Genomic DNA, 15355 nt, shown 5'->3' on the forward strand with positions numbered 1-15355 from the left:
TTACCCCTCTCCCCAACCCTCCCCCGCAAGGGGGGAGGGAGCCGACTGAGCGCGTGGCAACGGTGTGCGCTATTCGTCGCTTGGGAAGCGCCATCATTGCGAGCGCAGCAAAGCAACCTGTTCTTTCTTTGTGCGGAGACATGGATTCCTTCGCGAAGCCTTTCATCGAGCGCGCATTCGCGCGACCCGTTGGCGGGTGACGACAAGTGCGCGGATTCACCGCCCCACTAACCGATCCGCAAAGTAGCCGATCGTCTTGCGATAGATCGTCGCCCTGTTCCACTCCCGCATGGCTTCGAAATTCGGGGTGCCTTCGCCATAGGGCGCACCGGCCTTGAAGCCTGACACGTGCAACAGGTTCGCGGTGGAGGCCAGCACATCGGGCACACTGTGGCGAAGATCGACATGGCCGTTGCCGTCGAAGTCGACGCCGTATTTGATGTAGGACGACGGCAGAAATTGCGTCTGGCCGAGTTCACCAGCGAAGGCGCCGATCAAATCGCGCAAGGGAAGATCGCCGCGCTGCACGATTTTCAGCGCGGCCAGCAATTCGCCTTGAAACAATTCGGTGCGACGGCAATCATGAGCCATGGTCGTCAGCGTGCGGATCACCGGCATCTTGCCGATGTCGCCCTTGCCGTAATCCGATTCCAGCCCCCAGATCGCGACGATGATCTGTGGCGGCACACCGAACTTCTGCTCGATGCGCGCCAGCAGTGACGCGTGCCGCTGCAGCATCTGCCGGCCGATATTGATTCGTCCGGGGCCGACGCGGGTGGAGACATATTGCTCGAACGTCTTGTTGAAGGTGCCGCGCTGGCGGCGGTCGAAAGCGAGCACCGCCGGATCCTGCGTGACGCCCGCGAACGCCTGACTGATTACCGCTTGCGACACGCCGGCGGCCTGCGCCTCCGCCGCCATCGCGGAAACGAAGGTGTTGAAATCGCCGCCGCAGCGGGCGGCATAAGTGGGGGTGGAGAGGATGACGGCGCCGAGAAAAATGGCCCAACGAAATATGCGCATGCGAATCCCTTGTTAAGTCTCGTGCCGATCATGCCATGGGAAAAACGTGCGCGAAACCTCGTCGTCCTCGCGCACGCGGGGACCCATACGCCGCGGCCGATATTGTTAAAGCGGGCTGTTTAACGGCTTGGCTTCAACAAATTGCCGCCTGTGGTTATGGGTCCTACGTTCGCAGGGACGACGGAGCGATTGGCTTCGGAGGTCGGCGACCGCCCTACTCCCCGCCGTCGATCTGACGACCCATCAGCGCGATCGCCTTCTGATAGACGCCCGCGGCATTCCAGGCCTGGATGGCGGCGAAATTCGGCTCGCCCGGCTGATAGCCGGCACCCGCGCGCCAGCCATGCGCCTTCAAAAAGTTCGCGGTCGACATCAGCGCGTTGGCCGCGTTTTCGAGATTGCCGGTACCGTAGGCCAGAATGGCTTTTGGCATGAACTGCGTCTGCCCGACCTCGCCATGCATCGAGCCGCGCTGGCTGGCAGGGAGCGCGCCGCGGTCGATCAATTGCAGCGCCGCGTAGAGGTGCTCGGTGAAGTATTCCGTGCGTCGGCAGTCATAGGCGAGCGTCGCGATCGAGGCGAGCATGTTCTGATTGCCGCGCTGGCTGCCGAACCCGGTCTCCATCCCCCAGATCGCAAGCAGCGGCCCCGGCGGCACGCCATAGCGGCTCTGAATGGAAGCGAACAGCGCGGCCTGCGATTGCTTGAGCTGCCTCCCCCTCGCGACGATCGTGGTGGCGCCGCGCTTGGCAAGAAACTGATCGAGCGAAAGTTTGAAACTGCGCTGGCCGCGATCGGCGTTGATGGTCGCCTGCGCGTAGTTCGTCGCCATCAAGGCCTGGATTGTCGAAGCGCTGATGCCTTTTGCTCGGGCTTCGCCGGCGAATTGCTGTTTCCAGGCTTCGTAGCCGGCGGCGGAGTTGCCGCATTGGGCGGCGTGGGATGGGGGGCCTACAGATGCGAGGATAGCCAAGGTCAGGAAAATGGCCGTCGTAAATCTCTTGCTCTTGGACATCCCGAGTTCCTCGGCTCTACCGACTTTTCGCTAGCGCGGCCAGCTTAACGCAACGTTGGCGGCGGTCTAGGGCGTCTACTCTCATAAATCCGGGTATGGGCGCGTGCGGCCACATGCGGTTTTACCCACGGGGCCCGTCATGAATCAAGATCGATCATGATAGCGACGTAACGGTGTCTGCTCCGTCCGCATGGGCTGTTTAGACCATCGTGAGCTTGAGCTGGCCGCCTTCAACGGTCCCCGTCGCGAGAGCGTCGCGAGCCATCTTTTCGATGATCGGCCAATTCGCGAGAAGGTACTTCTGCGCCTGTGCCTTCGTAGGGAAGCTGGTTTGCAGTATGCAGCCCTGCCGCGCGTTTCCATTCGCAATCTGAAAAGATACTGTTTGGGGTCCCTCATTGATCTCTTGTTCGGTAGGCTCGGGAAGTTTTCGCATACACTGCTCCTTATGAAAATTGCCGCGCTGGTCACGAATCAGCTGAATGCAGATAGATAGGGTTCTGTGACCCCGCTGCTTTAATCGACGCAGGCCGCCCAGCGGCGATCTTATTGGCTTCGGCATGCGCGTCGCCCCGTGGTCCACGCTGGGCTACGTGTACGAACGACCCGGTCAGCATCTGTCGGAGCTAAGTCTTCGCCTTCCGGCTCCTGCGTGCCGGATTTGCCAGCTAGCCATGCACCTTATATGGGGACGCTTGAGGTAAACGCCACTGGTTACACAAGAATGGAGGCATCAGCCATTTGAGGATGGGTGTCTGCTATCCATGCTCGCTTGCGATTTCGAATTTGCCACGGCCAACCGAGGTGGACTGATCAATAGAGATCCGACAGATTCGATCAGGACCCCATATGCACGCTCTACGATGTCGTCCAAAAATCTGGTCTTCGCGAACATCTCCTGGGCTGCAGCGAGTAGCTGGTCACGAGTTGGCATGTGAGGCGGATGCAGATTCCAACGCAAATCGGTCCGCTGCTGCAATAGAAGCAGCGCGTCCCGCACCGACCACAATTCGGTCTCGTGGACTGATGATTTGATAGCCTGCGCGATGTGTTCGGGGTTGAAACGTCTAGCGAGCTGCTCAGCCGTTCGGCTTAGCACTCGTGATCCCAATCGCTGCTCATTGCGCAGAACCGGCTCCGGCGGCCTCTTTAGATCCCAGACAATCCCGAGCCAGGACAAGGCCACTAGAACATAATAGGTCACATCAATCTCCCACCAACGGAAGCCCTGCCGAGCGCTGCTCTGGTACGCGTGATGATTGTTGTGCCAGCCCTCACCCATCGTAAGGAGAGCCAGCAGCCAATTGTTGCGGGAATCATCGCCCGTAACATACCGCTTGCGTCCGTGAACATGTGCTAGGGAATTGATGCAAAACGTTGCATGATACAGAACGACGGTGCTCCAGAGGAAGCCGACCACGAGCCCCGGCCATCCGGCGATGAGGAAGCAGAGACCAGCGATCGTGACCGCTGGCAAAACCTCGAATTTGTGCAGCCACATCAACTCAGGATACGATGCAAAATCCGAAACCTTTACCAGATCGGTTGCATCGTGCTGTCGATAGAAGATCCAGCTGACATGGCTGTGCACGAAGCCTTTGTGCCGGGGTGAATGCACATCTAGCTCGGAATCTGAATGAAGATGGTGATGTCGGTGTTTCGCAGCCCACCAAAGGACGCTTTTCTGAGCGCTGCTTTGGGCAAGGAATGCAAGGATGAATTGAAACACTCGGCTTGTCGAGTAAGCTCGGTGCGAGAAATACCGATGATACCCGGCACCGATCGCAAACATGCGCAGCCAATATAGAACGACGCAAATTGCAGTCGCTTGCCATGTGATGCCCGACCAGAACGCCGCGACACACCCTGCGTGGACCAAAAGAAACGGGAGGACCTGCGGGTACATGATGTCATCATGTTCCTGATCTAGATTGATGTTGGTAGGCACGTTCCCGACCTCAGTTTTGTTTCAACGGGCAGGCCACCGCCAACAGACTGCTCAAGGCTAAGTCTTGAAGGCTAAGTCTTGAAGGCCAAGTCTTAAAGGCCAGTCTTGGCGGCATTGCCCGCGATATGCAAAAAAGAACTCCGCGGCCGGTAAACCCGGCGCGGAGTCGCGAAACCAAAGGCTCTGCCAGTACATCCGTGGTCAAAGCAGCATGGCGTCGGTTGCGGCAGCTTACGCGGCGCGCAGATTTTCCGCGGCAGATTTGCCAGTCCGGCGATCAGCAACGACGTCAAAGGAAACCTTCTGTCCCTCGTTGAGGGTACTCATGCCGGCGCGTTCGACAGCGCTGATATGAACGAAAACATCTTGGCTTCCCTGGTCCGGCTGAATGAAGCCGAAACCCTTTTGGCTGTTAAACCACTTCACAGTTCCCGTATTCATGGGAGATCGTCCTTCAAGATAGATGTGTGTTTGGAACCGCGCTCAAGAACGCAGCAGGCTAATTTCGAGGTCTGGGGAGAGGGTCGTCAGTCAGGCGCGCTATGGGCGGCGAGGCCAAGTCGTTCGGCCGAAACTCGATTGACCATACATGGCTATTATTCGATCATTTCGCAAGTGGCTTCCACTTTCTTTGGCGATGAGCGAACTGCAATTGTTCCCCTTCGCTTCGCGGAAAGGAATGCTGTCGGGGTCGGCATCGCTCCGGCGCGTGCATTCCGAGCTGCTCGGCGGGCGCTCCTCCGAGGACAATGCCATGACCAGGTCCAGTGGTTTCAAAGTCGGAATGGGCATTGTGATCGCTGCGCTTACAGCGAGCCCGAAGGCGGCCGCCCAAGCGCCGACGCTCTCCGTCGACCCTTCGCGATTGCCGCGTCTCGGCACCATCGACGAGCGCTTTCAATCGTACAATGTGGAAATGGTCGAGGTCACCGGCGGGCGCTTCTGGAAGCCTTACCGGGCGAATGCCGCAGCGCCGCCGGATCACGGTGTTGACAACGCCGGCAATGTCCCAGCAGGCGCGAATCCCGACCTCTTCGAATATCGAAAGCCCATCGATCTCTCGAACGCCCGGCTGCGCGCATTGGCTGCCGCGCTGGCCCCGGCCTACCTGCGCGTCAGCGGCACCTGGGCCAATAGCACCTACTTTGCTGAAAGCGATGAGACGCCCTCAACGCCGCCCAACGGCTTCCGCGCGGTGCTGAGCCGCGAGCGCTGGAAAGGCGTCATCGACTTTGCCCGCGCGGTCAATGCAGAGATCGTGACGTCGATGGCGATAAGCCCCGGTGCCCGGGACGCAGCAGGTCGATGGCGGAGCGATCAGGCGCGTCGCTTGTTCGCCTACACCAGATCCGTCGGTGGCAGGATTGCCGCCGCCGAATTCATGAACGAACCGACGCTGGCCGCCATGGGCGGTGCACCTGATGGCTACGACGCGGCAGCTTACGGGCGGGACTTCAAGGCCTTTGTTGCATTCATCAGGGACAACGAACCGGATGTGATCGTTCTGGGCCCCGGTTCGATTGGCGAGACAACAGCGTCGCAGTCCGGCTCCGGATTCATCAGTACGCGGGATCTGCTTGCCGCATCCGGCCCCGGCATCGACGCGTTTTCCTATCATCACTATGGCGCCCTCTCGCAGCGATGCTCCGGGATTCCGGGCCAAACCACACAGGAGGCCGCCCTTTCGGAAGCGTGGCTTAAGCGCACGGAGCAAACGCTCACGTTCTACCGCTCGCTCCGGGACGAGTTTGCGCCGGATAGACCGATGTGGCTGACCGAAACCGCCGAGACAGCCTGCGGCGGCAATCCCTGGGCTGCCACGTTCCTCGATACATTCCGGTATCTCGACCAGCTCGGCCGGCTTGCCAGGGCCGGCGTCCAGATGGTGGCGCACAACACGCTGGCGGCAAGCGACTACGGCCTGCTTGACGAGACGACGCTGCGGCCGCGGGCAAATTACTGGGCGGCGCTGCTGTGGCGCAGACTGATGGGAACGACCGTTCTCGAAGCCGGCGTGCACAAGGGGATTCACCTCTACGCGCATTGCCGGCGAGGCGAACGTGGGGCCGTCACATTGCTGGCCATCAATACGGATCGGACGACTGCCGCAACCTTGCGATTGCCCGTGAGCAGCGAGCGTTACACGCTGTCGGCGGATCATCTGCAAAGCATCACGGTGAAGCTGAATGGAACGGTTTTGGAGCTCGGTGCGAATGACGATCTTCCGCAGCTTACCGCGGTGACGTCGCCGCCGGGGCCGGTCGAGATCGCGCCTAGCACGATTGCCTTCCTCACGGTTGCGGATGCCAAAAATCCGACATGCAGTTGAATTTCAGGCGGATGCCGGCCGTCCCCCCGCCTCTCGCGCGGCGCGTTGATCAAAAGACCTCCGATTTTTCTTTGACAGCCGCGCGCTGATCGAGGACAAGCCCGCATGGCCAAAAAACCCGGAACCAATCCCAAAGGCGAGTTCGCCTTTTTCAATGTCGTCTACGAGGACGACTCGCAGCGCTCGAACCGGCGCGTGCCTGCCGAATTGCTCGGCGGACTCGACGGCGACGAGCCGGCGCGCGGCTACATCATGGAGCAGGACCGCGAGATCGCCGAGAAATCCGGCCGGGCGCCGCTCAAGATCAAGAGCATCAGCCGGGTCGGCGCGAAGAAGAAGTAGGGTTTTCGGCCTATGTGAGCGCGATCGCCCTCACCAACGCCGTTTCCGCCTGTTCCACGCAAATAGAACATCCGCAAAACGATCATACGCAAACCGCGTCACCGGCAACATCACCCGATTGCCGAGCAGTGACGCGAGCCAGCCCTCGCCCTTCGTTTTCAGCCAGATCGCGATCGCCACATCCGCGCCGACGATCAAGCGGCCCGCTTCGTCCGTCGCATGCAACCGGCGGCGCACGTCGTCAAGGGAGACGCCGTAAGCTGCCAGCGCCTCGGGCTGCTCGTTGATGTCACGGAATGAAATTTGGCCCGCGCGAACCGCGGCCAGCAGCTTGTTGCGTTGCCAGTCGATGCCTGCATCGCAGACGGGGCAGCGGGTGTTGTACCAGACGGTAAGGCCGTGGATGGGCATGCTTGGCCATGATAGATGCCGGTGACGACCGCGTCGAGGTAGGCTGAACAAACCCTCGCCCTCTGCGCGACGGTCCGGAGCGAACCGCTTTCGCACCACAAGCAATTTCGCCGTCGCCCCCTCTTTTTACGGCCTCCACTCTTGATCGCTTCACCCTCCTGCCATTACAACTATAGAGAGAATTTTACCTGGGGATTCCGCCACATGGCAAACAATGACCAAATCATTCTCGACCAGATTCTAGAGCAGCAGCGCGCCCAACGAGCGCCATCAGCCTCAAAGTCAAATTTCTTTGAAACCTTCGTCGTCGAGCAAACCCTCAAGGATGCAGATCTATCTGATGAAGAAATTGAATCTGGCTTGGTCGGCGACGGAGGTGACGGAGGAATCGATGGGATCTACATCTTTGCTAACGGCGATCTCGTCCAGGAGGATTTTGACGTATCAACTCTTAAGAAAAATATTTCGCTTGAAATTGTTATCCTGCAATCAAAAACGACCGCTGGATTTAGCGAAGATACCCTGAATCGACTTATCGCCGTAACTAACGACCTATTTGACCTTTCAAAACCCGTTGAGAGTTTCAAAAGCGTTTATAATGAAGGGGTGCGCTCGGCTGTAGGCAATTTTCGAGCGGTCTACAAGGAACTGGCAGCTCGCTTTCCTTCACTGCAGTTCAGATATGTTTATGCCTCGCGGGGGATGCAAATCAGGTCCACCCAAACGTCGCACGAAAAGTCGATACGCTGAAGGTAGCGGTAAGCAAGCTATTCTCCTCCGCGCAATTTGGCTTTGAATTCATTGGCGCATCAGAAATCTTAGCATTGGCGCGTCGCCAACCAACGACGTCTTTTGAATTGCAGGTATCTGAGAGTATTAGTCCTCAAGGTGGCTACGTGACACTCGTCAAACTAACGGAGTTTGCAAAATTTATCCGTGACGACGATCGCAAGTTGCGAAAGAATCTCTTCGATGCAAACGTGCGCGACTATCAAGGCACAACACAGGTAAATGAAGAAATCAGGAAATCCCTGCAAAAAAAAGAAGGCGAGAATTTTTGGTGGCTCAACAACGGCGTTACAGTAATTGCCGCTAAGGCTGTTCAGAGTGGCAAAGTCATAACGATAGAAGATCCGCAGCTAGTGAATGGACTCCAGACATCAACCGAAATTTTCAATTACTTTCAGGATGCGAATACTCAAGGCGACGAGCGGGAGGTGATGGTACGCATTATAGTTCCCGGAAAGACCGAAATAAGTGACCGTATCATCAAAGCGACTAATAGCCAGACCAGCATCCCGCCGGCCTCACTGCGGGCAACCGACAAGGTTCATCGCGACATCGAGGCTTACCTGGAGCCGTTTGGTATCTTCTACGATCGCAGAAAAAATCAACATAAGAACGAAGGTCGATCGACAGAGCAGATCATCAGCATTCCGCTCCTTGCCCAAGCGATAATGTCCATCTCGATGCAGAGGCCAGACAACGCTCGCGCTCGTCCCTCATCGCTCTTAAAGCGAGATGAGGACTATGCAAGAATATTCAGCCCTGAGCATCCGATAGAACTCTACCTTGTTGCGTCGAAACTGATTAAGGCAGTTCAGTCGTATCTGCGAGGCCGAGATGACCTGCAGCCCAAAGACAAGAACAATATCTTATTCTACGTGGCGATGTACGTAGCGTCGAGACTATCAGGTAAAGCCAAGCCAAACATTCAAGAGCTTGGAAGGATCAATCCTGACAAAGTCGACCTGACCGCGATCGAGGAGAGTGTCAAAATCGTACTTGCGGAATATTCCGCTTTGGGAGCCTCCGACGCCGTGGCAAAGGGCTCTGTCCTTCAGGCGAAGCTCATTGAGCGCCGACTAGCAGAAGAATATCCAGCTAAAAGGTGAGGTCCAACCGTGCTCAGAACAGCATCCGACTTTGGGATATCGTCTCAAGACTGGAGTGCCGCGAAGACAGAAGCCCGTTCCGCTATGATCGAACGAGCTAAGCTGCGAGGCATGATTCCCTACTCCGATCTGGTAGCAAAGATAGCTACTGTAAAATTCTTAGCCCATGACACGCGTCTGTTTCATCTATTGGGTGAGATTTCAGTAGAAGAGAATGATGCGGGAAGAGGCCTCTTGAGTGTCGTGGTAGTGCACAAGCACGGAGATATGCAGCCGGGCCCCGGCTTTTTTCTACTTGGGCAACATCTTGGTTATGACACCAAAGACTTACTGAGGTTCTGGGTCGAGCAGCTAAGGAAGGTCCATGCTATCTGGTCAAAAATCTAAGAGCTGATCGGGTTCAAAAGCGATCATCACCGATCAACAAGAAACGGCGGGCTCTCGCCCGCCGTTCGCAGATGCCCGGGTCGAGCCCGGGCATGACGACCTGTATTAGTTGTCCAGGAAGCTCCGCAGCTTGCGGCTCCTTGACGGATGCTTCAGCTTGCGCAGCGCCTTGGCTTCGATCTGGCGGATACGCTCGCGGGTGACCGAGAACTGCTGGCCGACTTCTTCCAGCGTGTGGTCGGTGTTCATGCCGATGCCGAAGCGCATGCGGAGCACGCGTTCTTCGCGCGGGGTGAGCGAGGCCAACACCCGCGTGGTGGTTTCGCGCAGGTTGGACTGGATCGCCGCATCGATCGGCAGGATCGCGTTCTTGTCCTCGATGAAATCGCCGAGGTGGGAATCTTCTTCATCACCGACGGGCGTCTCCAGCGAGAGCGGCTCTTTCGCGATCTTCAGGACCTTGCGGACCTTCTCCAGGGGCATGCCGAGCTTTTCAGCGAGCTCTTCCGGGGTCGGCTCGCGGCCGATCTCGTTGAGCATCTGGCGGCTCGTGCGCACGATCTTGTTGATGGTCTCGATCATGTGCACGGGGATGCGGATGGTGCGGGCCTGGTCGGCGATCGAGCGCGTGATCGCCTGCCGGATCCACCACGTGGCGTAGGTCGAGAACTTGTAGCCGCGGCGATACTCGAACTTGTCGACCGCTTTCATCAACCCGATGTTGCCTTCCTGGATCAGGTCGAGGAATTGCAGACCGCGGTTGGTGTATTTCTTGGCGATCGAGATCACGAGACGCAGGTTGGCCTCGACCATTTCCTTCTTGGCCTGGCGCGCCTCGCGCTCGCCCTTCTGCACGCCGTGCACGATCTTGCGGAATTCGCCGATCTCCAGGCCCGTCAACGCCGCCAGCGACTGAATCTCGTGGCGCAGCTCCTTGATGCGGTCCTTTTCGTGATGGACGAAATTCTTCCAGCCCTTGGCGGAGAGTTTCGAGACACGGTTCAGCCAGCGCGGATCGAGCTCCGAGCCCTGATAGTTGCGCAAAAAGTCCTCGCGCGCGACGCCGTGGCTGTCGCCGAGGCGCAGCAAGCGGCCTTCGAACGAGACCAGCTTCTTGTTGATATCGTAGAGCTGCTCGACGAGTGAATCGATGCGGGCCTGGTTCAGGCGCAGCGACTTCACCTCGACGATGATCTCGTCCTTCAGCTTCTTGTACTTGCGCTCCTGCGAGGGCGAGAGCGACTCGCTCTGCAGCTGGTTGGCGATGTCCTGCTCCTGCAGGCGGCGCAGCTTCTTGTATTCGGAGGCGATCTTGTCGAAGGTCTCGACCACCTTCGGCTTCAGCTCGGCCTCGATTGCAGCCAGCGACATCTGGTTTTCGAACTCGTCGTCATCCATGTCGCCTTCGGCGGCGGCTTCCGCCGGATCCTTCTCCTCGGTCTCCGCATCTCCCGCAGGGGCTGTACGGAACGGAGTCGGCGCGGGAGGTGCAGCCGGCGGCGCGACATGCGCGGGCGCGGCCTCGCCGTTGGCGGCAGCGCCTTCGGCAGGGGCAGCGATCATCGCCGGGTTCATGTTGTTCTTGGCGTCGGGGCCGGCGTAAGTCGCTTCGAGATCGATGATGTCGCGAAGGAAGATCTTTCCTTCGTTGAGCTCATCGCGCCAGATGATGATGGCCTGGAAGGTCAGCGGGCTTTCGCAGAGACCCGCAATCATCGCCTCGCGGCCGGCCTCGATGCGTTTCGCAATCGCTATTTCGCCCTCGCGCGACAGCAATTCCACCGTGCCCATCTCGCGCAGATACATGCGGACGGGATCATCGGTGCGCTCGCCGGGCTCGGATTTCTTGACCTCGGTGACAGCCTTGGCCGTGACCTCGACAAGCTCGTTGTCGGTATCGTCGTCGGCCTCTTCCTTCTCGGCCTCCTCGTCGGCCTCTTCGGCCTCGGACACGTTGATGCCCATGTCCGAGAGCATCGACATGATGTCCTCGATCTGCTCGGGCGAAGTGGTGTCGGAGGGCAAGACTTCGTTGAGTTGATCGAAGGTCACGAAGCCGCGCTTCTTGGCCTGCTTGATCATCTTCTTGACCGCGGCATCCGTCAGGTCGAGCAACGGCGACGGCGCGTCGGGGCTATCCTTCTCAGGGGCGTCCGCTGCCTTGTCGTCTTTTTCCTTGTCCTTAACCTGCAGCGTCTTTGCCTTGGTGGCCATTCATCAAGCTCCCGAAACGCGCTTCATGCGGGCGTGCGTCACACCAACCCGCAGCTCTTCATTCAATTCGTTCGAGATGACGACGTTCGATCGCCACCTCGCTCTGTTCATTCGCCTTCGCATGATCGGTCGAAAGCGGCACCCGCTTTTCCGCACCATGGTTACGACGCGCAAAGGGCGGCGCAGACCGTCGCCACCCCTGCCTTCCGCATCACCGGTTTCTGTCTTTCGTAGCCCGAAGGCCCTTAAGCTTTGCTTAACCCTGTTTTTGCCGCCAAATCATGGATTTGGCGAGTCTTTTCGCGGGCTCGGCCGAGGCCGTCCGCATCATTTTTTAATCGTCAAACGCTTTTGCGGAACCGGCCCGAAAGCTCGCCAAAACCCTCAATCAGGGCCTCAGTGCCGTCGAGGGAGTCCAGCCGGGCGCTGACATCCTTCAGCCATGCCAGATTGGCCTCGCTGGTCTCCTCGGCCAATGCCAGTTCGGCATCTTTCTTCTCCCTAAGTAGGGCGTGCGTTTTCTGATGCAAGACAACGAGTTGCTGCCAGGTGGCCAAAACATCCTCGCGCGCCGCGCCGGGCCTGGCGGCCCATACCGCCACCGTCGTGATCGCTCGCTCAACCCGTTGAAGAACCTCGCCTAATCCGCGGGCTTCGAGATCGGCGCGCATTTTCTCAGCCTGCTCCTCGACGTCGGGAGAGTGGTGATGGTCATTGGCGAAGGCGGCGATAATGCCGGCGCGGAGCTTGTTGGCCTCGGGATGCGCCAGTTCCAGAGCGGCCACCTCCTCCAGATGATCGTGCAGCAGCCAAGGGTGGTTAATCAGGGATTGCAGGATCAGGGCCTCGCGGCGGGACATCGCGCTGCGCTGGCCACGCATGATCGGGCTGGTCGCAAGCTGGGGGCTCGCCGCCTGGTAGGGGCCGGGGGCGATTCCTGAAGTTATCCCCGGCGGGCGGCCGCCGCGGGGGGCGAATCGGCCGGCCGGGCCCGCGCCGCGCGGGGCAAACGCGCGAGGTGATTCGGGGCGGCCGGTCCGGAAATTACCCCGGCCGTAGCCGCCTCGCGCGCCTTGCGGCGCAAACGCGCGCTGCAGGCGTTCGGCGAGATCCTGCCGGTAGTAGCGGCGCACGACCTCGTCGCGGATGCCATTAGAGAGTTCGTTGATGCGCGCCTCCAGTGCCGCGCGCCGTTCGGGAGTCGCAAACGTGCCGCCCTCGATCTCGCGCGACCAGATCATGTCGGCGAGCCCGCGCGCGGCACCGATCACCTCTTCGATCGCGACGCGGCCGCCGCTGCGGGCGAGGTCATCGGGGTCTTGTCCCTCCGGCAGCAGTGCAAAGCGCAGGCTCTTGCCAGGTAATAGATTGGGCAGCGCGAGGTCGGCGGCGCGGTACGCTGCTTTCTGTCCGGCGCGGTCGCCGTCGAAGCAGAGGATCGGCTCGTCCGCCATCTTCCAGAGCAGCGCGAGCTGGTTTTCAGTCAAGGCCGTACCAAGCGGCGCCACCGCGCCAGCAAAGCCCGCGGTGACCATGGCGATGACATCGACATAGCCTTCGACCACGATCAGCGGCGCGCCGTTATGCGCCGCCTGTCGCGCGGTGGCGAGGTTGTAGAGATTGTCGCCTTTGTGAAACAGCGGGGTTTCCGGCGAGTTCAAATACTTTGCCGGAACGTCCTTTTCCAGCGCGCGGCCGCCGAAGGCGATGACGCGGCCTCTGGCGTCGGCGATCGGAAACATCACGCGGTCGCGGAAGCGATCATAAGGAACAGGAATATCGTCGCCGCCGATCAATAGCCCCGCTTCCACCATGTCCTCGGTGGAAATGCCCTGCGCGCCGAGATGCTCCTTCAGCGCAAAGCGCTCGCCCGGGGCATAGCCGAGGCGAAACTGCAATTGCGTCGCCGACGAAATGCCGCGGTCGCCGAGATAGCCGCGCGCCTTTGCGCCGTGTCGCGAGGCCAGCGTATCGGCAAAGAATTTTGCCGCGAGTTCCATCACGTCATGCAGCGTCTTGCGCCGCTGCTCGTGGCGCGCAGCGTCAGGGGTCGCCGCCGGCAACGGCAGGCCGGCCATGGCGGCGAGGCGCTCGACGGCCTCCGGAAACGAGACGCCTTCCGTCTCCATGACGAAGTCGAAAATATTGCCGTGCTTTCCGGTAGAGAAGTCGTGGTAAAATTGCTTCTGGTCGTTGACCGTGAAAGAGGGCGTCTTCTCCTGCTGGAACGGCGACAGCCCCTTAAACTCCCGCCCCGCCCTCTTCAGCTTGACGCGCCGGCCCACAACTTCCGAAACCGGAAGCCGGGCACGCAGTTCGTCGAGAAATTGGGGCGTGAAGCGCATTGGGTGAGTTTTTGCCGAGTCGAAGCCTTGTGCCAATCGATGATGGATATAGGGAGGTCGCCCCGAAAGCGATGTTTATCGGGCTTCTCGCCGCTATTCACAGGGCAGGAAGCAGCAAAATCCCTCCTCGTCATGGCCGGGGACAGCCGTCCGAAGGACGGCGTCGCTTCCGCTCGCCTATGTCCCGGCCATCCACGTCTTTGCCTGCCACAACGGAGAAAGAAAGACGTGGATGCCCGGGACAAGCCCGGGCATGACGGAGTGTGCGGCCCGCGACGACGCTTGAATCGCCTGCGGTTCCGCGCTTCCATACCCCGCATGTTCACGGTGTTCCGGGGTGGCAGGAGCGGGGCGTGGCGGGTGACGCGGTTTGCGCCGGTGAAGGGCGCGTCGCTTTCGCCGACGCCGTCGCTGTCGGTCGTGCATTCCCTATCGATTGCACTGCCGATCCTGCCCTCGCCGACCTCGTGGCGGCTGGCCGGCGTCGCCAGCCATCTGCGCTATACCGAGCGCGCCGAGAAGACGCAGCTTGATGCCGTGCGGGCCGAGATCGGCCGACCTGAGGCGACCTATGCGGCGCTGATCCCGATCAAGAAATCGGCGGCGTGGTGGGACCTGACGCAGGAGGAGCGGCGGCAGATCTTTGAGGACAGATCGCATCACATCGCCGATAGCCTGAAATACCTGCCGGCGATCGCCCGCCAGCTCTATCACAGCCGCGATCTCGGCGAGGCTTTCGACTTCCTCACCTGGTTCGAATACGCGCCCGAGCATGCCGACGCGTTCGAGGAGTTAGTCCGCACGCTGCGCGCGACCGAGGAGTGGAAATATGTCGAGCGCGAGGTGGACATCAGGCTGGAACGGGAAAGGCTGGATGCTGGGTGATGCTCGTGCCCCGGATGCTGCGCAGCACGATAGTGATGCGCTGCTAAGCCGGGGCCACACGTGCGGCATAACGAGCATGGGTCCCGGCTCTGCGGCGCAGCGCACTGGACGATGCTTCGCATCGCCAGGAGCGCTGCACCGCGTCCGGGACATGCGAGCTAGTTCTCCAAAAACTTCCCCGACGCAATACGCGGCAGGCCGGTGACGGGCCAGTTGTAGACATAGGTCCACGCCTCGCCCGCCGAGCCGTCTTCCAGCGTCACTTGCAGCATCCGGCGGATGTATTCCGTCGGTTCCGGAAATCCGGCGCCGCAGGCCTCATACATGTCGAACTCGGCCAGCAACGCGTCGCGATCGCGCAGGCGATAGAGTTCACCGAACACGATTTCGTTGGCGTCATCCGACAGCACCAGCCCCGGATAATGCTTGATGAGATAGAGCCGGCCACGACAGGTAGCCGTGCCCAAAAAATCCGCACTGCGCGACAATAGCTGCGCCATCGGATGGTCGAAGCCGCGCATCAGCGTGCCGTAGACGAACAGTCGATCTGAAATCATGGCG

At 59.8% G+C, this 15355-nt stretch carries 14 protein-coding genes; 5 read left to right on the forward strand and 9 right to left on the reverse strand.

Annotated elements, in window-relative coordinates:
- Positions 1-216 precede the first annotated feature (216 nt).
- From IVA95_RS10310 to IVA95_RS10330, 5 genes are all read right to left on the reverse strand, one after another.
- Positions 217-1023, reverse strand: coding sequence for a lytic murein transglycosylase (locus IVA95_RS10310; RefSeq protein ID WP_247510371.1), 807 nt, complete (start codon positions 1021-1023; stop codon positions 217-219).
- 214 nt (positions 1024-1237) lie between these two features.
- Positions 1238-2038: a lytic murein transglycosylase gene (locus IVA95_RS10315; RefSeq protein WP_247510372.1), complete on the reverse strand. Its 801-nt coding sequence runs from the start codon at positions 2036-2038 to the stop codon at positions 1238-1240.
- 199 nt (positions 2039-2237) lie between these two features.
- Positions 2238-2474 carry a hypothetical protein gene (locus IVA95_RS10320; protein WP_247510373.1) on the reverse strand — a complete coding sequence of 79 codons (237 nt, stop codon included), beginning with the start codon at positions 2472-2474 and terminating at the stop codon, positions 2238-2240.
- Between the two features lie 297 nt (positions 2475-2771).
- Positions 2772-3986, reverse strand: a complete 1215-nt coding sequence (locus IVA95_RS10325; protein WP_247510374.1) for an acyl-CoA desaturase — start codon at positions 3984-3986, stop codon at positions 2772-2774.
- A gap of 231 nt (positions 3987-4217) precedes the next feature.
- The gene (locus IVA95_RS10330) at positions 4218-4427 is read right to left on the reverse strand and encodes a cold-shock protein (protein WP_213254117.1); all 210 of its coding nucleotides are present in this window, start codon (positions 4425-4427) and stop codon (positions 4218-4220) included.
- A gap of 313 nt (positions 4428-4740) precedes the next feature.
- On the opposite strand from IVA95_RS10330, the gene IVA95_RS10335 reads away from it, so the two are divergent.
- Entirely contained in the window at positions 4741-6315 is a 1575-nt protein-coding gene (locus IVA95_RS10335) for a hypothetical protein (RefSeq protein ID WP_247510375.1), read from the forward strand.
- A 105-nt stretch (positions 6316-6420) separates the two neighbouring features.
- Positions 6421-6657, forward strand: coding sequence for a hypothetical protein (locus IVA95_RS10340; protein ID WP_247510376.1), 237 nt, complete (start codon positions 6421-6423; stop codon positions 6655-6657).
- A gap of 30 nt (positions 6658-6687) precedes the next feature.
- Here the strand turns inward: IVA95_RS10340 and IVA95_RS10345 are convergent, their stop codons facing one another.
- Positions 6688-7068, reverse strand: coding sequence for a DCC1-like thiol-disulfide oxidoreductase family protein (locus tag IVA95_RS10345; RefSeq protein ID WP_247510377.1), 381 nt, complete (start codon positions 7066-7068; stop codon positions 6688-6690).
- Between the two features lie 204 nt (positions 7069-7272).
- Here IVA95_RS10345 and IVA95_RS10350 point away from each other — a divergent pair, with 204 nt between their 5' ends.
- A complete protein-coding gene (locus IVA95_RS10350; protein WP_247510378.1) occupies positions 7273-7818 on the forward strand; it encodes a hypothetical protein in 546 nt (181 codons plus the stop codon).
- Between the two features lie 146 nt (positions 7819-7964).
- Positions 7965-8963 carry an AIPR family protein gene (locus IVA95_RS10355; RefSeq protein ID WP_247510379.1) on the forward strand — a complete coding sequence of 333 codons (999 nt, stop codon included), beginning with the start codon at positions 7965-7967 and terminating at the stop codon, positions 8961-8963.
- Between the two features lie 492 nt (positions 8964-9455).
- On the opposite strand, the gene rpoD is transcribed toward IVA95_RS10355, so the two are convergent.
- A complete protein-coding gene (rpoD, locus tag IVA95_RS10360) occupies positions 9456-11564 on the reverse strand; it encodes an RNA polymerase sigma factor RpoD (protein WP_213254121.1) in 2109 nt (702 codons plus the stop codon).
- A gap of 341 nt (positions 11565-11905) precedes the next feature.
- Positions 11906-13909: a DNA primase gene (dnaG, locus tag IVA95_RS10365; RefSeq protein WP_247510380.1), complete on the reverse strand. Its 2004-nt coding sequence runs from the start codon at positions 13907-13909 to the stop codon at positions 11906-11908.
- 318 nt (positions 13910-14227) lie between these two features.
- On the opposite strand from dnaG, the gene IVA95_RS10370 reads away from it, so the two are divergent.
- The gene (locus IVA95_RS10370; protein WP_247510381.1) at positions 14228-14794 is read left to right on the forward strand and encodes a chlorite dismutase family protein; all 567 of its coding nucleotides are present in this window, start codon (positions 14228-14230) and stop codon (positions 14792-14794) included.
- 158 nt (positions 14795-14952) lie between these two features.
- On the opposite strand, the gene IVA95_RS10375 is transcribed toward IVA95_RS10370, so the two are convergent.
- Positions 14953-15351 (reverse strand): gamma-glutamylcyclotransferase family protein, encoded by a 399-nt coding sequence (locus tag IVA95_RS10375; RefSeq protein ID WP_247510382.1) that lies wholly within the window; start codon positions 15349-15351, stop codon positions 14953-14955.
- Between the last annotated feature and the right edge of the window lie 4 nt (positions 15352-15355).

The sequence above is a fragment of the Bradyrhizobium sp. 157 genome (assembly GCF_023073815.1).
Lineage (GTDB): Bacteria > Pseudomonadota > Alphaproteobacteria > Rhizobiales > Xanthobacteraceae > Bradyrhizobium.